The sequence below is a fragment of the Microbacterium sp. 18062 genome, assembly GCF_902706225.1.
In the GTDB taxonomy this organism is placed as follows: domain Bacteria; phylum Actinomycetota; class Actinomycetes; order Actinomycetales; family Microbacteriaceae; genus Microbacterium.
Map to the genome: position 1 here is coordinate 1 of NZ_CACSKB010000065.1, position 18,077 is coordinate 18,077.

Genomic DNA, 18,077 nt, shown 5'->3' on the forward strand with positions numbered 1-18,077 from the left:
CTCCCCTCCCCCCCTCGCTCAGTTCGCCGAACCCACATTCTCGGCGCGAACCCATACGTTCACGCCGCAAAGAACGTGTGGGCTCGGCACGAAGATGTGGGTTCGGCGGGGCCGACGCGGGCGGGACGGACGCGGGCGGGGCGGTGCTCAGGCGACCCCGCGGCGGTGGGCGAGCACGACCGCCTGCACGCGGTCCCGGGCACCGAGCTTCTGCAGCACGTTCGACACGTGGGTCTTGACGGTGGCCTCGCCGATGAACAGACGCCCGGCGATCTCGGCGTTCGAGAGGGCGTCGGCCATGAGCCTCAGCACCTCGGACTCCCGCTCCGTCAGCCCGGCCCAGTCCGCGGAGTCGTGCCCCGTGTCCGGTCCGGATGCGGACCCCGCCGGCGCGGACACGGGTCCCGCCGGTCCGGCTCCGGGCACCGCGGTCCCGGATGCGGCCCCCGCCGGTCCGGATGCGGACCCCGCCGGTCCGGCTCCGGACCCCGTCGTCCCGGCTCCGGGTCCCGCCGGCGCGGCCGATGCGGCGGGTCTCCCGGCCGCCGCCGTGCCGGGTGCGGGGGCCGCGCCATCCGGCACGATGCCACCGGAGGCGAAGCGCGCGATCACGCGCCGCGTCACCTCCGGCGCCAGCAGCGCGTCGCCCGCGGCGACCACCCGCACGGCGGCGACGAGCTCCTCGGGGCCTGCGTTCTTGAGGAGGAACCCGCTTGCGCCCGCCTCGAGCGCCGCGAACAGGTAGTCGTCGCGATCGAAGGTGGTGACCACCAGCACCGCCCCGCCGGTGCCGGGGTCCGCGACGATCCGCCGCGTGGCCGCGAGTCCGTCCATGTCGGGCATCTGCACGTCCATGCAGATCACATCCGGATGCAGCCGCCGTGCGCTGGCGACCGCCTCCGCGCCCGTTGCCGCCTCGCCGACGACCTCGAAGGAGCCGTCCGCCTCGAGGATCATCCGGAAGCCCGCCCGCATCATCGCGTGGTCGTCGACCAGCAGCACTCGTATGCGTTCCGTCATCGTGTCGTCCTCTCCTCGTGCACCGCGGTCGAGGTGGTCCAGCGCGCGAGACGAGGGGAATCGGCCGAGGCGAGGACGATTCCTCCGCGATCGTCCTCTTCTCGGCCGATCGTCTTCACGCGGGCCGGCGCGACCCAGGCGGCTGCGCTCCGCGCGAGCGCGACCCGGGCGCTCATGCCTCGGCCCTGACACCCACCGGCACCCGCGCCCGCACGAGGAACCCGCCCGACGACAGCGGCAGCAGCTCGACGGTGCCGCCCGATGCCGCGGCGCGCTCGCGCATCCCGACGTGCCCCATGCCGGGCTTCGGGTCGCGGACGAGGCGTCCGGTGTTGGCGACCTCGAGCTCGACGGCCTCGTCCACGTACCTCAGGCGCACGTCGGCCGTGGCCCCGGGGCCCCCGTGCCGGCGCGCATTGGTGAGTGCCTCCTGGGCGATCCGGAACAGGTTCACCTGCGCCGTCTCGGGCACCGGATACGGGGTGCCGATCACGCGGAAGAGGGTCGGGAGCCCGGCGGATGCCGCATCCTGAACCAGAGCGGCGAGACCGTCGAGCCCCACCGTCGTCGGCGCGGTGTCGGCCGCATCCGGCGATGTCCGGAGCGTCTCGAGGAGGTGGCGCAGCTCGGCGAGGGCGGACCTCGCCGAGGACTCGATCTGCGCGAGCGTCGCGCCCGCCGCCTCCGGGTCCTTCGCCATGATCGTGCGCGCGACGCCCGCCTGCACGCCCATGAGCGAGACGTGGTGCGCGACGACGTCGTGCAGCTCACGGGCGATGCGCACCCGCTCGAGGGTCACCGCCTGCGCGGCGGTGATCTCGCGCTCGCGCTCGAGCTCGGCGGTGCGTTCCTCGAGGGCCCGTCGCTGCTCCGCCGCCGTCCAGGTGCGCTCGCCGAAGTAGTAGGCGCCCCCGAAGTACAGCACGTTGACCAGCAGCATCAGCAGGGTGTACGCGACGTAGGGCGAGAACGCTCCGGCGCGGGAGAGTCCGCCCTCGGTGGGCTGGGTGGCGTCGACGAACATGGCGATCAGCAGCCAGGCGAACATGCCGACGATGATCCCGACCCGCGTCCACCTCGCTCGCCGGCGATGCGTCGACCAGGCGCCGACCGTGTAGAACGCGATGAACATGGCGATGTTGCCGGCGTAGAGCTCGGGAACGTGCAGGGTCACCGCGACGAAGTACGCGATCGACACGACGACCGCGACGGTCGCGGGCCAGCGCCGGCGGAAGGCGAGCGGCACCGCGAGCACGAACGCATAGGCGACGGCGAGCGGCATGCCCGCCTGCTCACCGCCGTAGATGCCGGCCACCGACGACAGCGTGGCGCTCACGAGCGCGCCGACCAGCATCGTCGCGGCGAGCAGGATGTCGCCGCGCTGTTGTGCGGGAGAAAGCGGCAGCATCCATCCACGGTAGGGGGATCGGGGGATGCAGGCATCCCCCGCGCGGCGGAGTCGTCGCCGTCACATCCCGTCATGCGTGCATCCGACGGAATAGATCGGGCGCGGGGGCGGCTTCGCCTCGTAGGGTCGCGACGGACGCGGCACGGGAGAGGAAGGGCACTCGTGAGCGAGTACACCATCGGATACATCGTCGGCAGCCTGTCGAGCACGTCCATCAACCGGCGCCTGGCCAAGGCGCTGACGAAGGTCGCTCCCGAGGGGGTCACCCTGGTCGAGATCCCGATCGCGGACCTGCCGTTCTACTCCCAGGACCTCGAGGCGGATTTTCCGCAGGTCGCGCGCGACTTCAAGCAGGCGATCCGCGATGTCGACGGCGTCGTCATCGTCACGCCCGAGTACAGCCGCTCGATCCCGGGCGTGCTGAAGAACGCCCTCGACTGGTCGGCGCGTCCCTACGGGCAGGCGTCGTTCAGCGACAAGCCGACCGCCGTCATCGGCACCTCGGGCGGCCCGATCTCGGCGGCGGTCGGGCAACAGCACCTGAAGACGATCCTGAGCCACTTCAACGCCCCGACGCTCGGCCAGCCCGAGGGCTTCATCCAGTCGCTGCCGGGCCTGTTCGGCGAGGACGGCGAGATCTCGAACGACGAGACGGCCGGGTTCCTGAACGGCTATCTGACGGCCTTCACTCGCCTGATCGACCGCTACCGCGACTGATCGTCGGTCGCCTCCGGATGCCGCGCTCGCGCGCCGAGCCGGGCGTCGGGCGCGGCATCCGTCGGCTATGGACCCGCCCCACATCGCCGGTCCGCGGCCGTGCAGCCGGCGGCGGCCGCGGACCGGGTCCGGGACCCTCCGAAGGATGCCCGGGTGCGGCGGCTCAGCCGAAGATCATCGGTCGGTCGTCGTCGTCCTCGGGGCCGGCGAGGTCGAGGTCGACGGCGACCGGCACGTGATCGCTCGGGATCTCGCCCTTGCGCTCGTCGCGGTGGATCGCCGCTCCCGTGACCGCCTCGGCGACCGCGTGCGAGCCCAGCACGAAGTCGATGCGCAGCCCCTCGTTGCGGGGGAAGCGCAGCTGCTTGTAGTCCCAGTACGTGTATCCGGTCGGCACGAGCGGACGTACGACGTCCTGCACGCCGGCCGCCTCGAGCGCGTGGAACGCCTCCCGCTCAGGGGGCGACACGTGGGTGGTGACGCCCTCGACGACGGTCGGATCCCCGTTGTCGGCGTCGGTCGGTGCGATGTTGAAGTCGCCGACGAGCGCGAGTGCGAGGTCGGGGTTCGCGGCGAGGCTCTCGCGCGTGTACTGCGTCAGCGCCGACAGCCAGTCGAGCTTGTAGACGTAGTGCGGGTCGTCGAGGCCGCGGCCGTTCGGCACGTACAGGCTCCACACCTTGACGCCGCCGACGGTGGCCCCGATCGCACGGGCCTCCTGCGGGGCGTCCGGGCCCTCGTACCCCTTCTGGAAGCCGGGCATGCCGGGGAAGGCGAGCTCGACGTCGTCGATGGGCTCACGGCTGGCGATCGCGACGCCGTTCCACTGGTTCAGGCCGTGCGCGACCACGTGATAGCCGGCGTCCTCGAAGGCCGCGTAGGGGAACTGCTCCGGCTTGCACTTGATCTCCTGCATCGCCAGGACGTCGATGCTCTCGCGCACCGCGAACTCGACGGTGCGGACGACGCGCGCGCGGATGGAGTTGACGTTCCAGGTGGCCAGACGCATGGCATCCAGCCTATTCCGCCCGTCCGACACGTCCGCCCGGGCATCGTGTCGCGCTCGCTGCTTTCTCCCGGCCGTGCGGGATGCGGCGGGCGTGGCCGCGGGCGTAGCGTCGGGAGCATGGGCACGATGGTGGCCGTTCCGCGGTGGCTCCGTATCTCCCTGCTGCTCGTGGCGGGGTTCTCCGCGCTCTCGGCGCTCGCCGGGATGCTGGGGCTGACCGTCGGCGGAGGGATGGGGATCCCGCTCGAGTGGATCGAGGGCTCGCCGTTCGACTCCTACTTCTGGCCCGGCATCGTCCTCGGCGTGGTCGTCGGCGGCGTGCAGGTGCTCGCGCTCGTCGCGCAGCTGTGCCGGTTCGCGCTGGCCCGGGGGCTGCATGCCGCGGCGGGCCTGGTCATGATGATCTGGATCTTCGTCGAGATCGCCATCATGCTCGTCTGGTCGCCCCTGCACGGCATCTACTTCGTCGCGGGCCTCGTGCAGGTCGTGCTCGCGGTGCTCGCCCTGGGAGCGTGGCCGCGGCCGTTCCTCGGGCGCGAGCCGCGGCATCCGGCGCCGCGCCCGTAGACTCGACGCCGTGACCGCCGCATCCACGCCCGAGCTCGAAGCCGACCGCCAGGACCTCATCGCCCTCATCAAGGACGAGGCCGTGTTCCACGGGGACTTCACGCTCTCCAGCGGCAAGAAGGCGACGTACTACGTCGACATGCGCAGGCTCACCCTCGATCATCGTGCCGCTCCCGCGATCGGACGCATCATGCTCGACCTCATCCGCGACGTCGACCGCGTCCTCGCGGTCGGAGGCCTGACGCTCGGCGCCGATCCCATCGCGAACGCCGTGCTGCACGAGTCGGTCCACGCCGGCACCCCGCTCGATGCGTTCGTCGTGCGCAAGGAGCCCAAGGACCACGGCCGCGGGCGCCAGATCGAGGGCGCGGATGTCGCGGGCAAGCGCGTCGTCGTCGTCGAGGACACCTCCACCACCGGCCAGTCCGCGCTCAAGGCCGTCGAAGCGCTCCGCCGCGAAGGCGCCGAGCCGGTCGCCGTCGCCGTGATCGTCGACCGCCGCACCGGCGCGCAGGCGGCCGTCGAGGCGGAGGGCCTCCGGTGGCTGGCCGCTGTCGACCTCGACGACCTCGGCCTCCAGCCGCAGTAGCGGCGCGGGCTCGGCCGTAGCGCGGGCGTGCGGTGTTCGCTCCTCGCTCAGGGACCGAGAGGGGAGACTTTCGGGTCAGCTGCTCAGCGCCCCTGCGGGGCGCTCCGTGGGGTGGGGAGAGTCCAGGCAATGCGCCTGTTGAACAGAACCGGGGCGGGGAGACTTTCGGGTCAGCGGCCGGGGTCGCTGACGACCAACGAAGGAAGCGAAATCTCCCCGTCACCAATCTCCTGAGACATCACACGAAATCTCCCCACTCCGGGGAGACTTTCGGGTCAGTCGTCGTCGCGATCGCGGCGGCTGCGCAGGTACTGCACGAGGAACGCGACCAGCGTGCCGCTCAGGATCAGCGCCGACACGAGCAGGATCAGCGTGCGGTCGTCCACGGTCGGATCCCCTCTGGGGCGATCGGGCGGATGCGGCATGCCCCCGCAGCCCCGGCGTTCACGGTCAGAGCCCCTCGGGCATCTCGGAGTCGAGCGGCTCGGGCGAGAGGAGGTCGGCCACCGACGCCAGGATCTCGTCGGGGCGGAACGGGTACCGCACGATCTCGTTCTCGTCGCTGATCCCGGTGAGCACGAGCACCGTGTGCAGGCCCGCCTCGATGCCGGCGACGATGTCGGTGTCCATGCGGTCGCCGATCATGCCGGTCGTCTCGGAATGTGCGCCGATGCGGTTGAGCGCGGAACGGAACATCATCGGGTTGGGCTTGCCGACGACGTAGGGCTCCTTGCCGGTCGCCTTCGTGATCAGGGCGGTGATCGCCCCCGTCGCAGGCAGCAGGCCGTCGGTCGAGGGGCCGGTCGGGTCGGGGTTCGTCGAGATGAAGCGCGCGCCGTTCACGAGGAAGCGAATCGCCTTCGTGATCGCCTCGAACGAGTAGTTGCGCGTCTCGCCGACCACGACGTAGTCCGGGTCGGTCTCGGTCAGGGTGAACCCCGCCTCGTGCAGCGCGGTCGTGAGCCCCGCCTCGCCGATCACGAACGCCGACCCGCCCGGGGCCTGCCCGCGCAGGAACTCGGCCGTGGCGAGCGCGGACGTCCAGATGGACTCCTCCGGCACGACGAGGCCCGACGTGCGCAGCCGCGCGCTGAGGTCGCGGGGAGTGAAGATCGAGTTGTTGGTGAGGACGAGGAAGGGCGTCCCCTGTGACTTCCACTCCTGCAGCAGTTCGCCCGCCCCCGGGATCGGCTGGTTCTCGTGCACCAGCACGCCGTCCATGTCGGTGAGCCAGCACTCGATGTCGTCGCGCGTGCGCATGGCCTCAGCCTAGGGCGCGGGCCGCCGCATCCGGAGTCCGGGCGATCATCCGCCGCGCCCGCCGTCGTTCACGGGGCCGGTACCCGACCGTCCACCGGACCGGCATCCGCGGCGCGTCGCGCGGCCCGGGCGGATAGTCTCGGACGCGTGAGCGCGAGCGCCGCGGACTGGGATCCGCGCAATCTGCCGGACCTCCATGGCCGCACGTACCTCGTGACGGGTTCGAACGCCGGACTCGGGTTCTTCTCGAGCGATCAGCTCGTGCGCGCGGGCGCTCACGTCATCATGACCGGGCGCAACCCGAACCGCCTCGCGGCCGCGCGGGCCGAGCTCACGGCCGGCGTCCCGGATGCGGCCGGCACCGTCGAGACGCTGCTGCTCGACACGAGCAACCTCGGCTCGGTGCGCGCCGCCGCCGCGACGGTGCGTCAGCGCGGACGCCTGGACGGGCTGCTGCTGAACGCGGGCGTGGTGCACCCGCCGGCGCAGCGCCAGACGACCCGCGACGGCAACGAGCTCGTGCTGGCCACCAACGCCCTCGGACACTTCGCGCTCGCCGGGGCCCTGCTGTCGACCCTCGCCGCGCGGCGGGGGCGGATGGTGTGGCTCGGCAGCATGTCGACGTCGCTGTGGTCGTACGATCCGGTGGATCCGCAGCTGGCGGAGGGCTATTCGGCCTGGCGCGCGTACGTGCAGTCGAAGGTGGTCACGACGGCGCTCGGCCTCGAGGCCGACCGCCGGCTGCGCGAGAGCCGCGTTCCGGTGACGAGCGTGGTCGCGCACCCCGGCTACTCGACGAGCGGTCGGACCCGCGGCATCCGCGGCGTCAACGAGCCCTCGCGGCTCGGCCGCTTCGCCGACAATCTGCAGGCGCCGATCACCCAGTCGAAGGAGCACGGCGCGTGGCCGCTCGTGCGCGCCCTCGTCGACCCCTCGGTCGAGGGCGGTCAGCTGTGGGGGCCGAGTCTCGTCGTGAAGGGATCGCCGCGGCAGGCGAAGCCGGCAAGGCTCATCCGTGACCCGGCGGTCGCGGAGCGCGTCTGGATCGCGTGCGAGAACGCGACCCGCCTGCGCTGGCCCTTCGAGGCCGCCCGCCGCTGAGCCGGGTCCGGATCCGACCGCTGAGCTCGGGGACGCCGCCGCGGAGCTCAGGCGGAGAGCCAGATCGCGTCGTGCGCCTCGCGCGGCAGCGGCACGGGGTCGGCGTCGAAGCGCACGACCAGCGCGGGCGGCGCGGTGTCGACGACCGTCGCCGTCCGGCCGACGTCGACACCCAGGCGCTCGAGCTCGCGCAGCAGCTGCGGATCGCGGTCGCTCACCCGCAGCACGCTCCCGGTGTGTCCCGGATCCGCCTCGCCGAGCATGACGAACGGTCCACGGTCGGTGCGGCCGTCCGCATCCGGGATCGCGTCTCCGTGCGGGTCGAACCGCGGCCGGCCCAGGCGCTCGTCGATGCGGTCGAGCAGACGGTCGCTGAGGGCGTGCTCGAGGATCTCGGCCTCGTCGTGCACCTCGTCCCACGTGTAGCCGTACTCGCGCACGAGCCATGTCTCGACGAGCCGGTGCCGCCGCACGATCGCCGCGGCGCGGGCCTGGCCCTGCGCCGTCAGGGTGATGGGCCCGTAGCGGCGGTGGCTGACGAGCCCGGACGCGGCCAGCTTCTGCACCATCTCGGTGACGCTCGACGGCGCGAGCCCCAGCTGCTGCGCGAGCTGCGACGGCGTGATGCGCTCGTCCTGCCATTCGGTGTGCTGGTACACGACCTTCAGATAGTCGTCGACAGCCGCGGAGGAGGGCACACGTCCAGGCTACCCGCCGGTAACGGTCAGCCAGATGAGCACGACGTTGAGGGTCACGAGGAACACGGATGCGGCGATGCCGCCCGCCGTCGTCAGGATCCGGTTGCGGAAGGCTCCGAGCACGTCGCGCCGGGCGGTCAGCCAGACCAGCGGAACCAACGCGAACGGGATGCCGAACGACAGCACGACCTGGCTGAGCACGAGCGCGAGCGTCGGATCGATGCCGAGCCCGAGGATGACCAGTGCCGGGACGAGAGTCACCAGGCGCCGTGTCAGCAGAGGCACACGGATGCGGAGCAGTCCGCTCATGATCTCCGACCCGGCGTAGGCGCCGACCGACGTCGAGGCGAGTCCGCTGGCGAGCAGTCCGACGGCGAAGAGCGTGGCGATGACCGGGCCGAGCCCGTCGTGGAGGGCCGCGTAGGCCCCCTCGAGGCTGTCGGTTCCCGGCACGCCGGCGAGGCTCGACGCGGCCAGCAGCAGCATGACGAGGTTCACCGATCCGGCGATGAGGAGCGCGATCGTGACGTCCCAGCGGGTGGCACGCAGAAGCCGTCGCTCCCGGCCGTCGGTGGCAGTCGGGGCGGGGGAGGCCTCGGGAGCCGATGCGGAGGCGGGGACCGCCTCCGCGGGACCGGACGCCGGGAGGGGGAACCGATCGCGCACGAGCGACGAGTGGGCGTAGATCGCGTGCGGCATGACGGTGGCGCCGAGGATGGATGCGGCCAGCAGCACCGACTCGGTGCCGGCGAACTGCGGCACGAGACCGCCGACGGTGGCGGCCGCATCCGGGGGCGAGGCGACGATGCCCGCGCAGAAGCCGATCACGATGACGATGAGCATCGTGATCACGACGGTCTCGAACGCGCGCGCCCCGCGCCGGGTCTGGACGCTCAGCACGATCATCGACACGACGCCGGTGATCACACCTCCCCACAGCAGCGGGATGCCGAACAGCAGGTTGAGGGCGACGGCGCCGCCGATCACCTCGGCGACGTCGGTGGCCATCGCGACGAGCTCGGCCTGCAGCCAGTACGCGCGGCGGCCCCACCGGCTGCGGATGCGGTCGCCCAGCACCTCGGGGAGGCTCCGGCCGGTGACGATCCCGAGCTTGGCGGAGAGGTACTGGATGAGCCAGGCCATGAGGTTGCCCAGCACCACGACCCAGACGAGCAGGTATCCGAAGGCCGCGCCGGCGGTCATGTTCGCCGCGACGTTGCCCGGGTCGAGGTAGGCGACGCCGGCGACGAGGGCGGGTCCGAGCAGCCAGATCAGGCGGCGACCCGCCCGGGGCGCGGGCGTCGCAGCGGAGGGCAGCGAGGTGGGCGGCGCTGTTTTCGGCATACCGAAAACGTAGCGCATTTTTCGGCACACCGAAATATTGGACAGCGGAGGGCAAGGGTGTCGTGAGGGGCGGATCCCGCCCCTCGGGCGGGCGCACGAGGCACGGGCGCCGCCGTGTGCGGACGGCGGCCGGTACGCGGCTACGCTGGGCCGGTGAGCGGGACCGACGATCAGGGACGACAGCCGTTCGTCGATGCCGACGAGGGGCGCTCCGGACCGTCGGCGCCGTCTGAGGCCGACCCCGACGCGGATCTCGCGGGTGCCGACGCCGCGCCCGCGCACGGCGTGGGCCCGTGGCCGGGCGGCCCGGACGCGTGGCCCGACGATCCTCGGTACGATCCCGTGCTGCTCGCGGAGGGCGACACCCGCAACGTCGTGGACGCGTACCGGTACTGGCGGATGGAGCACATCGTCGCCGATCTCGACGCGCATCGGCATCCGTTCCACGTGGCCATCGAGAACTGGCAGCACGACATGAACATCGGCTCGATCGTGCGCAGCGCCAACGCGTTCGGAGCCGCCGCCGTGCACATCATCGGCCGTCGTCGCTGGAACCGACGGGGCGCCATGGTGACCGACCGCTATCAGCACGTGCTCCATCACGAGGACGTCGCCGCCTTCGCCGCGTGGGCCGAGAGCGAGCGGATGCCGGTCGTCGCGGTCGACAACGTCGCAGGCTCCGTCCCTGTCCACCGGGCAGGCCTTCCCGAGCGGTGCGTGCTCGTGTTCGGGCAGGAGGGGCCGGGGCTGTCGCCCGAGATGCTCGCCGCCGCATCCGGGGTCGTCGAGATCGCCCAGTACGGCTCGACGCGCTCGATCAACGCCGCCGCTGCCGCCGCCGTCGTCATGTACGAGTGGTGCCGCCGCTGGGCGTGATGCCGTTGAGCGATCCCGGCGACGGCCGCCGCGCTGAGTGATCCCGGCGAACCGCGGGACGCGGCGAGCCTCAGGGCGCCGTGGTCGTCGCGAGTCGCCGCCGGTGCGCCTCGGCTTCGTGCTCGAGCCGGTCGGCGATCGCCGCGACCGAGGGATCGGGCACCTCTGGCCCGCCCGCAGTCGCGAGCGGCGCTCCGGCGCGCACGGCGAGCGGAAGCACGCCGGTCCAGGCGTCCTCGGTGCCCGGAGCACCCGTGCCGGCGAACCGTGTCTTGACGCTCGCGTGGTCGAGCGGCAGCTGCAGAACCTGGGTCGCGCGCACCTCCTTCGCCGTCATCTCCCTCACCTCCGCGCGGCGCCCCGGCATGAGGTGGTCGGAGACCTGCCAGAGCGCCGTGCGCCGCAGGTGCTCCGGCACCACCGTCACGTGGCCGAAGACCATGGCGCTGCGGTAGTTGGCGGAGCTGTCGAAGGTCGAGTCGGCGAACACGATCCCGTCCAGGTGCGTGACGGTGGCCGATGCCGGCACGCCCGCGGGGCCCGCATCGAGGAACAGTCCGCCGCCGGTCGAGCCGTGCAGCAGCATCACGGGACCGTCGCCGAGGTCGCCGATGCCGTAGAGGTACGGCAGAACGATCGGGAACCCGTCGCGGACGAACCCCACGTGCGCGACGAAGCCCGCGTCGAGGATCTCGCGGAGCACGGCGGGGTCGTGCGATTGGCGATCGCGCAGGCGTCGGACGGTGAGGGACGGGGTCGGCGGAGTCGTCATGGAGCGACGATAGAGGCGAGACTGGACCGACAACCAGACCACATCGGGAGAAGAACGATGGACCAGTCGAAGCCGGCGACCGTGACCGCCCGCATCCGGGAGCTGATCCACACCGGGACCCTGCGGGAGGGCGATCCGCTCCCCTCGACCCGGGCCCTCGCCGTCGAGCTCGGTGTCGCCCGGGGCACCGTCGTCGCCGCTTACGAGCAGCTTGACGGCGAGGGATACATCCGCACGCGCCACGGCGCCGTGGCGCGCGTCGTCGCGGCGGCGGCGGCCCCGGTCCGGACGCCGCCCGCGCGAGACCGGGGCCATCCGCCCGCGCCGCGGGTGCTCATCGACGCGACACCCGGCATCCCCGCGGTCACAACGATCAGCCCGCGCGATTGGCGTGCCGCGTGGCGCGCGGCGGCGGATCTTCCGCTTCGGAACGAGACCTCGGATGCCGAGGGGTCGCGGTCGTTGCGCGAGCAGCTCGCCGCGCAACTGGCGCTCAGCCGCGGCTTCGCCCCCGGACCCGAGCGGATCCTCGTCACGGCGGGCACCTCGGAGGGGCTGTCGCTCGTGACCGAGGCGCTGCGCACCCGAGCGGGGCGCGCGCCGCGGATCGCGGTGGAGGATCCCGGCTACCGCGGCGGCCGCAGGGCGATGACGAGCTCCGGCGGCGAGCTCGTGCCCGTGCCGGTCGGACCCGAGGGCCTCGATCTGACGGCCCTGCGCGAGGGCGCCGAGGTCGATGCCGTCGTGGTCACACCTACCCACCAGTACCCGCTCGGAGTCGTGATGCCGGTCGCCCGGCGGCGCGAGCTGCTCGTGTGGGCGGCGCGTGCGGGCGTCGTGGTCGTCGAGGATGACTACGACAGCGAGTTCCGCCATCGCGGATCGCCGATGCCCGCGCTCGCCGCACTCGATGCCGAGGGCGTCGTCGTGCACCTCGGCGGATTCTCGAAGATCCTCGACCCGCGGCTGCGGTGCGCGTACGCGGTGCTCCCCGCCGCATCGGGCGCCCGTCCCGGGATCGCCGCGGCGATCATCGAGGCCCGCCGCGCCCGTGGACCGGTCGTCGCCGAGCCCGCGCAGGAGGCACTCGCACACCTGTTGCGCACGGGCGCGCTCCGGCGGCATCTCGGGCGGGTGCGGCGCGACTACGCGCACAAGCGGGAGCGGATCGCCACACGTCTCGCCGCGGTCCCCGGGATTCGGGTGGCGGCGTTGAGCGGAGGTCTCCACGTCGTGGTCACCTGGCCGGCGGCACCGGCGGGTGTTCCGGCCGCTGTTTCAGCGGGTATTCCAGCGGCTGTTCTGGGGTCGCCGACGGCCGCGGATGTCGTCGCCCTGCTCGCGGAGCGCGGCATCCGCGTCGCCGAGCTGTCCCGGTATGCGGTCGATCCGCATCGCGCGGCGACGCTCAACGGCGTCGTGCTCGGTTACGGCGCGCCCTCCCCGGCGGAGCTGGACAGGGTGCTCGACGCGCTGTTGGAGCAGCTCGGAGGCGCGGCGCGATGAGTGCGCGCCGTCAGCGCCATGGTCCTTTCCGGGCGCTCCGCGAGGTGACGAGAGCCCGGTCGCTGTCTTTCGTCTCGGAGCTTCGCTCCTCGCTCCGGGACCGAAGTGGGAGACTTTCGCTTCAGCTTCTCCGCGCCCCTGGCGGGGCGCTCCGTGGGGTGGGGAAAGTTCAGGCAATGCGCCTGTTCAACAGAACCGGGGCGGCGAGACTTTCGGGTCAGGAGCGATCGATGCCGAACGTGTGCTTGACGAGCGCCTGCACGTCACGGTCGAGGCTGTCGATCCGGGCGTTGACGTTGTCGATCCGGGTGTTGACGTTGTCGAGGCCGCCGCGGATCTCCGAGCGCACGGAACCGATCTCCGCGCGCACGACGCGCACGAACAGCGTGGAGACGACCGTGAGCATGCCGAACATGAGCGTCGCGAAGACCGCGATGAGCGTCCACACCTGTGGTTCCGTCATGGTCAGCACCCCTCCATTGTCACCGGACCTGCAGCAGGATGCCAGAGCAGGCAGCGGCGGATGCGGCGTGCTCCGGGTGTGGGGATGGTTCCGTGCGGCTGGACACCTGGGGAGGAGACGACCTCAGACCCCTGCGACCATCCAGCGCTCGCCGCGCACCCGCCATCCGAGGGTGAGCAGTCGCGCGAGCATGTAGACGCCGAAGAACGCGACCGCGAGCCAGGCGAGCCCGGCGGCTCCCGCGGTCCCGAGCCACGCCAGGATCAGCAGGGCCGGCACGAACGGCACGAGGTTCGCGACGCCGGCGAGCGCGAGGTATCTGCCGTCGCCGGCGCCGATCAGCACGCCGTCCAGCACGAAGACGACGCCGCAGACCGGCTGTGCGACGGCGAGCACGATCAGGGCGGGCTGGATCAGCGCGGCGATCGCCGCATCCGAGGTGAAGACGAGGCCGAGCACGCCCGAGAAACCGCCGATGAGCGCTCCCACCAGCACCCCGAACCAGACGCCCCACGCGACCGTGCGGCCGAGCACCCGGCGCACGAGGGTGGTGTCGCCGGCGCCGAGGCTTCTGCCCACCAGCGCCTGCGCCGCGATAGCGAGGGCATCGAGGGCGAAGGCCGCGGTGGAGAAGAGAGTGAAGGCGACCTGCCATCCGGCCAGCTCCTCGGTGCCGAGCGCGGTCGCGACGGCGACGGTGGCGAGCAGGGCCGCGCGCAGCGAGAGGGTCCGCAGGAACATCCATCCCCCGGCCCGAGCGGAGGTCGACACGGTGTCGCGACGCAGGCGCGCGGATGCGGCGTGCCGCCGTGCGAGCCTCGCGACCACCGCGACGTAGGCGGCGACCATGCCCCATTGCGCGAGGACCGTGCCGATCGCCGAGCCCGCGATGCCCCAGCCGAACCCGTAGATGAACAGGAGGTTGAGGAGGGCGTTCGCAGTGAACCCGACCCCGGCGATCCAGAGCGGGGTGACGGTGTCCTGCATGCCGCGCAGCAGGCCGGTCGCCGCGAAGACGATCAGCATGGCCGGAAGGCCCCACATCGAGATGCCGAGGTACGTCTCGGCATTGGCGGCCACGTCGGGTGCGGCGCCGAAGAGCCCCACGAGCGTCGGCGTCGAGAGGTAGCCGGTGACGGCGAGGAGGAACCCGAGACCGAGGGCCAGCCACATCCCGTCGATCCCCGCGGAGACGGCGCTGCCGTGCTGCCCCGCACCCAGGCGGCGGGCGACCGCGGGCGTCGTGGAGTAGGCGAGGAACACCATGAGGCCCACGATCGTCTGCAGCACGGCGCCCGCGATGCCGAGCGCCGCGAGCGGCACCACCCCGAGGTGACCGATGAGCGCGGCGTCGACGATGAGGAACAGCGGCTCGGCGACGAGCGCGCCGAGCGCGGGCACGGCGAGCGTCAGGATCTGCCTGTTGAGGGTCGGAGGAGCCGCAGCCACTCCCCGAGCCTATTGACCCGCTCCGACGTCGCCCGTGCTGCCCCCGGTTCTGCCGCGGGCCTGCCGGTTCACCGCGAGACTGCAGCGGGGCGCCGAGACAGCGGGGTTATCCCACGGTCTCGGCGCCCGCATGCAGTCTCGCGGCCGGGACGCCCGCCCGGGACCCGGACCCGGACCCGCCCGCGGCTCGCTGGAGCGGGCACACAGAAGCGAGGCATATCCTGTTCGCCATGACCGATTCCCCCCGCTCCGGTCTCGCGCTCGAGGAGCTGAGTGCTGAGATCCGTCCCCAGGACGACCTCTTCCGCTACGTCAACGGCGAGTGGATCGACCGCACGGAGATCCCTGAGGACAAGGCGCGGTGGGGCTCGTTCCACCTCCTCGCCGAGCAGGCCGAGAAGGACGTCCGCGCGATCATCGAGGAGTCCCGGGGCGCGGAGCCGGGCACCGAGACCCGCAAGATCGGCGATCTGTTCGCCAGCTTCCTCGACACCGAACTGATCGAGGAGCTGGGCGGAGCACCCCTGCGCGCACAGCTCGACCGCGTGGACGGCGTCTCGGACCTGTCCTCGTTCCTGCGCCTGGTGGGCGAGCTCGAGCGCGACGGCGTCGGCGGGATCGTCGACCTCTACGTCGAGCCCGATCCCGGAAACCCTCAGCGCTACGTCCCGTTCTTCATCCAGTCCGGCATCTCCCTGCCCGACGAGAGCTACTACCGCCTCGATGCGTTCGAGGAGACGCGGACGGCCTTCCGCGGGCACATCGAGCGGATCCTCGCGCTCGCCGGCGTGGCGGATGCCGATGCCGCCGCAGACCGCATCGTCGCGCTCGAGACCGAGCTCGCCGGGTACCACTGGGACAACGTCAAGAGCCGTGACGCGGTCGCCACCTACAACCTGAAGAGCTGGGACGAGGCGGTCGCGCTCGTCGGCGTGGACCTCCAGCCGTGGCTGGACGGCGTGGCGCCGCAGCATCCGGACGCCTTCGCCGAGGTCGTCGTGTCGCAGCCGAGCTTCCTCGAGGGACTCGGCGGGCTGCTCGTCGAGGACCGGATCGAGGACTGGAAGGCGTGGCTGCGCTTCAAGATCGTGCACTCCGGGGCAGCGTTCCTCTCCGACGCGTTCGTCGAGGAGAACTTCTCGTTCTACGGCACTCAGCTCACCGGCGTGCCGGTCAACCGCGAGCGCTGGAAGCGCGGCGTCAGCCTGGTCGAGGCCGCGCTCGGCGAGGCGGTCGGCAAGGTGTACGTCGAGCGGCACTTCCCGCCGGCGGCCAAGGACGCCATGGACGAGCTGGTCGCGAACCTCATCGAGGCATACCGCGAGTCGATCTCATCGCTCGAGTGGATGAGCCCGGAGACCCGCGAGCGCGCGCTCGCGAAGCTCGACGCCTTCACGCCGAAGATCGGCTACCCGGTGCGGTGGAAGGACTACACGGGGCTCGAGCTCGACGCCGCCGACCTCGTCGGCAACGTGCGGCGGGCGCACGTTCACGAGCACGACCGTCAGCTCGGCAAGGTCGGCCGTCCGATCGACCGCGACGAGTGGTACATGACGCCGCAGACGGTCAACGCGTACTACAACCCGCTGATGAACGAGATCGTGTTCCCTGCGGCCATCCTGCAGTACCCGTTCTTCGACGCGGAACGCGATGCGGCGGCCAACTACGGCGGCATCGGCGCGGTGATCGGCCATGAGATCGGCCACGGCTTCGACGACCAGGGCAGTCGCTTCGACGGCGACGGGTCGCTGCGCGACTGGTGGACGGATGCGGACCGCGCCGCGTTCGAGGAGCGCACCGCGAGCCTGATCGCGCAGTACGACGCGCTGGTCCCGCAGGGACTCGCCGACGAGCACCACGTCAACGGCGCCCTCACGATCGGGGAGAACATCGGCGATCTCGGTGGGCTGGGCATCGCCATCCGCGCCTACCGACTGTCGCTCGGCGGTCAGGACGCCCCCGAGATCGACGGTCGCACCGGCATCCAGCGGCTGCTGCTCAGCTGGGCCCAGATCTGGCAGCAGAAGGGCCGGGACGCGGAGACGATCCGGCTCCTCACGATCGACCCGCACTCGCCCAATGAGTTCCGGTGCAACCAGATCGTGCGCAACATCGACGCCTTCTACGAGGCGTTCCAGGTCACCGAGTCGGACGCTCTGTGGCTCGACGAGGACAAGCGCGTCACCATCTGGTAACCCTTTCGTGGGGGCGGCGGACTACCGTCGTCCGGGTGCCGGAGCCGACGCATCCGTCAGAGGAAGGACCCCCGACCGTGGCCACGCCACCGGAATCCCCCCGCGGGACGGACGCCGCCCGTGGCTCGAGGCGGGGGGCGAAACGGATCCCGCGTCGCGCCGCTGCCGGGCGACGCTCGTTCACGTCGACGCTGAAGGCGCTCGACGCGCTCGCCGCCTCGGGCGCACAGGTGTCGGTGCGCATCGACGATCTGGATCTCGGCGACTCCGTGCTCGTCGGCGACGACTTCCGGAGCCTGCCGATCGCCGGCCTCGGAGTCGTGCCCCTGCTCATCGAGACGGCGGCGCAGTTCGAGGCGGGGACCCTCGACCCGCTCGAGATCGTCGACCGCGCCGGTCTCGAGCCGGTGGCGGTCGCGGGGCTGTGGCAGCACCTGAAGGCGCCGGCGCTGCCGCTGGTCGACGTCGCCGTGCTCGCCGCATCCGCCGGCGACGCGCTCGCCGCGAACGCGCTGCTGGCGAAGGTGGGCCTTCCCGCGGTGCGCAGGCGGGCCGAGCAGCTGGGTCTCACGCGCTCCGCGCTGATGGACAGTTTCCGCGACAGTCGCGGACCCGACGACGCGCCGCACGTGGCCCTCGGCTCGGCGCGCGAGTACGCGGAACTGTTCGCCGCGCTCGTGAACTCGACCGCGGTCAGCGCGGGCGTCAGCGCGCAGGTCGCCGAGTGGCTCAGCCACGACCACGATCTCTCGCTCGTCGCCTCGGCGACCGGCCTCGACCCGTTCGCGCACGACAACGACGAGCACGGTCTGCTCTTCATCAACAAGACCGGCCGCGGCGCTGGGATCCGCACCGAGGCGGGCGTGCTCGCCGGTCCGCGCGCGGGTGTGGCCTACGCCGTCTTCGTCTGCTTCGACGACCTGTCGATCGCCCACCGGCTCCGCGCGCACGATGCCTTCCGCGTGCTCGGCGTGGAGCTCATGGAGTACGTGTTCTGATGCGGGAACCGTTCGTTCTCGGTCCCTGAGCGAGGAGCGGAAGGGGGCGGTGCTCCTGCTCCGGACAGGTCGCGGTCCCACGCACGAGCCACCCCGGCCCTCACC

Annotated in this window: 18 protein-coding genes; 8 read left to right on the forward strand and 10 right to left on the reverse strand. The window is 71.9% G+C overall.

The genetic code is table 11. The features are described from left to right. Positions 1-147: 147 nt before the first annotated feature. The 3 genes from GVL03_RS17125 to GVL03_RS17135 are packed head-to-tail and all read right to left on the reverse strand — an operon-like array spanning position 148 to position 2,428. A complete protein-coding gene (locus GVL03_RS17125; RefSeq protein ID WP_159502224.1) occupies positions 148-1,020 on the reverse strand; it encodes a response regulator transcription factor in 873 nt (290 codons plus the stop codon). Further along, positions 1,017-1,196, reverse strand: a complete 180-nt coding sequence (locus GVL03_RS17130) for a hypothetical protein (RefSeq protein WP_159502225.1) — start codon at positions 1,194-1,196, stop codon at positions 1,017-1,019. The genes GVL03_RS17125 and GVL03_RS17130 overlap by 4 nt, the downstream gene beginning before the upstream one ends. Continuing rightward, positions 1,193-2,428 carry a sensor histidine kinase gene (locus GVL03_RS17135; protein ID WP_159502226.1) on the reverse strand — a complete coding sequence of 412 codons (1,236 nt, stop codon included), beginning with the start codon at positions 2,426-2,428 and terminating at the stop codon, positions 1,193-1,195. The genes GVL03_RS17130 and GVL03_RS17135 overlap by 4 nt, the downstream gene beginning before the upstream one ends. A gap of 162 nt (positions 2,429-2,590) precedes the next feature. Here GVL03_RS17135 and GVL03_RS17140 point away from each other — a divergent pair, with 162 nt between their 5' ends. Next, positions 2,591-3,145 carry an NADPH-dependent FMN reductase gene (locus GVL03_RS17140; protein WP_159502227.1) on the forward strand — a complete coding sequence of 185 codons (555 nt, stop codon included), beginning with the start codon at positions 2,591-2,593 and terminating at the stop codon, positions 3,143-3,145. A gap of 163 nt (positions 3,146-3,308) precedes the next feature. Here the strand turns inward: GVL03_RS17140 and GVL03_RS17145 are convergent, their stop codons facing one another. Further along, positions 3,309-4,154: an exodeoxyribonuclease III gene (locus tag GVL03_RS17145; protein ID WP_159502228.1), complete on the reverse strand. Its 846-nt coding sequence runs from the start codon at positions 4,152-4,154 to the stop codon at positions 3,309-3,311. A gap of 117 nt (positions 4,155-4,271) precedes the next feature. On the opposite strand from GVL03_RS17145, the gene GVL03_RS17150 reads away from it, so the two are divergent. Together GVL03_RS17150 and pyrE are read left to right on the forward strand one after the other, a co-directional pair. Further along, positions 4,272-4,721 carry a hypothetical protein gene (locus GVL03_RS17150; protein WP_235038215.1) on the forward strand — a complete coding sequence of 150 codons (450 nt, stop codon included), beginning with the start codon at positions 4,272-4,274 and terminating at the stop codon, positions 4,719-4,721. 10 nt (positions 4,722-4,731) lie between these two features. Continuing rightward, positions 4,732-5,310, forward strand: coding sequence for an orotate phosphoribosyltransferase (gene pyrE, locus GVL03_RS17155; RefSeq protein ID WP_159502229.1), 579 nt, complete (start codon positions 4,732-4,734; stop codon positions 5,308-5,310). A gap of 450 nt (positions 5,311-5,760) precedes the next feature. On the opposite strand, the gene GVL03_RS17160 is transcribed toward pyrE, so the two are convergent. Further along, positions 5,761-6,570 carry an HAD-IIA family hydrolase gene (locus GVL03_RS17160; RefSeq protein WP_159502230.1) on the reverse strand — a complete coding sequence of 270 codons (810 nt, stop codon included), beginning with the start codon at positions 6,568-6,570 and terminating at the stop codon, positions 5,761-5,763. Positions 6,571-6,717: 147 nt separating this feature from the next. Here GVL03_RS17160 and GVL03_RS17165 point away from each other — a divergent pair, with 147 nt between their 5' ends. Next, a complete protein-coding gene (locus tag GVL03_RS17165; RefSeq protein WP_159502231.1) occupies positions 6,718-7,671 on the forward strand; it encodes an SDR family NAD(P)-dependent oxidoreductase in 954 nt (317 codons plus the stop codon). A gap of 47 nt (positions 7,672-7,718) precedes the next feature. Here the strand turns inward: GVL03_RS17165 and GVL03_RS17170 are convergent, their stop codons facing one another. Both GVL03_RS17170 and GVL03_RS17175 read right to left on the reverse strand, forming a co-directional pair. Next, complete coding sequence (locus GVL03_RS17170) at positions 7,719-8,369, reverse strand: metal-dependent transcriptional regulator (RefSeq protein WP_159502232.1); 651 nt, start codon at positions 8,367-8,369, stop codon at positions 7,719-7,721. Between the two features lie 9 nt (positions 8,370-8,378). Further along, entirely contained in the window at positions 8,379-9,713 is a 1,335-nt protein-coding gene (locus tag GVL03_RS17175; protein ID WP_159502233.1) for an Nramp family divalent metal transporter, read from the reverse strand. A gap of 285 nt (positions 9,714-9,998) precedes the next feature. On the opposite strand from GVL03_RS17175, the gene GVL03_RS17180 reads away from it, so the two are divergent. Continuing rightward, positions 9,999-10,589: a TrmH family RNA methyltransferase gene (locus GVL03_RS17180; protein WP_159502241.1), complete on the forward strand. Its 591-nt coding sequence runs from the start codon at positions 9,999-10,001 to the stop codon at positions 10,587-10,589. A gap of 70 nt (positions 10,590-10,659) precedes the next feature. Here GVL03_RS17180 and GVL03_RS17185 read toward each other — a convergent pair whose 3' ends face one another. Then, entirely contained in the window at positions 10,660-11,361 is a 702-nt protein-coding gene (locus tag GVL03_RS17185) for a pyridoxamine 5'-phosphate oxidase family protein (RefSeq protein ID WP_159502234.1), read from the reverse strand. 57 nt (positions 11,362-11,418) lie between these two features. Here GVL03_RS17185 and GVL03_RS17190 point away from each other — a divergent pair, with 57 nt between their 5' ends. Next, entirely contained in the window at positions 11,419-12,867 is a 1,449-nt protein-coding gene (locus GVL03_RS17190) for a PLP-dependent aminotransferase family protein (protein WP_159502235.1), read from the forward strand. Positions 12,868-13,084: 217 nt separating this feature from the next. Here the strand turns inward: GVL03_RS17190 and GVL03_RS17195 are convergent, their stop codons facing one another. Both GVL03_RS17195 and GVL03_RS17200 read right to left on the reverse strand, forming a co-directional pair. Continuing rightward, positions 13,085-13,330, reverse strand: coding sequence for a hypothetical protein (locus GVL03_RS17195; protein ID WP_200847221.1), 246 nt, complete (start codon positions 13,328-13,330; stop codon positions 13,085-13,087). A gap of 123 nt (positions 13,331-13,453) precedes the next feature. Then, complete coding sequence (locus GVL03_RS17200; RefSeq protein ID WP_159502237.1) at positions 13,454-14,779, reverse strand: MATE family efflux transporter; 1,326 nt, start codon at positions 14,777-14,779, stop codon at positions 13,454-13,456. 230 nt (positions 14,780-15,009) lie between these two features. Here GVL03_RS17200 and GVL03_RS17205 point away from each other — a divergent pair, with 230 nt between their 5' ends. After that, entirely contained in the window at positions 15,010-16,974 is a 1,965-nt protein-coding gene (locus tag GVL03_RS17205) for a M13 family metallopeptidase (RefSeq protein ID WP_159502238.1), read from the forward strand. Between the two features lie 77 nt (positions 16,975-17,051). Further along, positions 17,052-17,972, forward strand: a complete 921-nt coding sequence (locus GVL03_RS17210) for a serine hydrolase (RefSeq protein ID WP_200847222.1) — start codon at positions 17,052-17,054, stop codon at positions 17,970-17,972. Positions 17,973-18,077: the final 105 nt, after the last annotated feature.

Coding starts and splice junctions, on each gene's coding strand:
- GVL03_RS17145 (WP_159502228.1), bottom strand. CDS start 4,154: ATGCGTCTGGCCACCTGGAACGTCAACTCCATCCGCGCGCGCGTCGTC.
- GVL03_RS17175 (WP_159502233.1), bottom strand. CDS start 9,713: ATGCCGAAAACAGCGCCGCCCACCTCGCTGCCCTCCGCTGCGACGCCC.
- GVL03_RS17150 (WP_235038215.1), top strand. CDS start 4,272: ATGGGCACGATGGTGGCCGTTCCGCGGTGGCTCCGTATCTCCCTGCTG.
- GVL03_RS17130 (WP_159502225.1), bottom strand. CDS start 1,196: ATGAGCGCCCGGGTCGCGCTCGCGCGGAGCGCAGCCGCCTGGGTCGCG.
- GVL03_RS17195 (WP_200847221.1), bottom strand. CDS start 13,330: ATGACGGAACCACAGGTGTGGACGCTCATCGCGGTCTTCGCGACGCTC.
- GVL03_RS17125 (WP_159502224.1), bottom strand. CDS start 1,020: ATGACGGAACGCATACGAGTGCTGCTGGTCGACGACCACGCGATGATG.
- GVL03_RS17190 (WP_159502235.1), top strand. CDS start 11,419: ATGGACCAGTCGAAGCCGGCGACCGTGACCGCCCGCATCCGGGAGCTG.
- GVL03_RS17185 (WP_159502234.1), bottom strand. CDS start 11,361: ATGACGACTCCGCCGACCCCGTCCCTCACCGTCCGACGCCTGCGCGAT.
- GVL03_RS17205 (WP_159502238.1), top strand. CDS start 15,010: ATGACCGATTCCCCCCGCTCCGGTCTCGCGCTCGAGGAGCTGAGTGCT.
- GVL03_RS17160 (WP_159502230.1), bottom strand. CDS start 6,570: ATGCGCACGCGCGACGACATCGAGTGCTGGCTCACCGACATGGACGGC.
- GVL03_RS17135 (WP_159502226.1), bottom strand. CDS start 2,428: ATGCTGCCGCTTTCTCCCGCACAACAGCGCGGCGACATCCTGCTCGCC.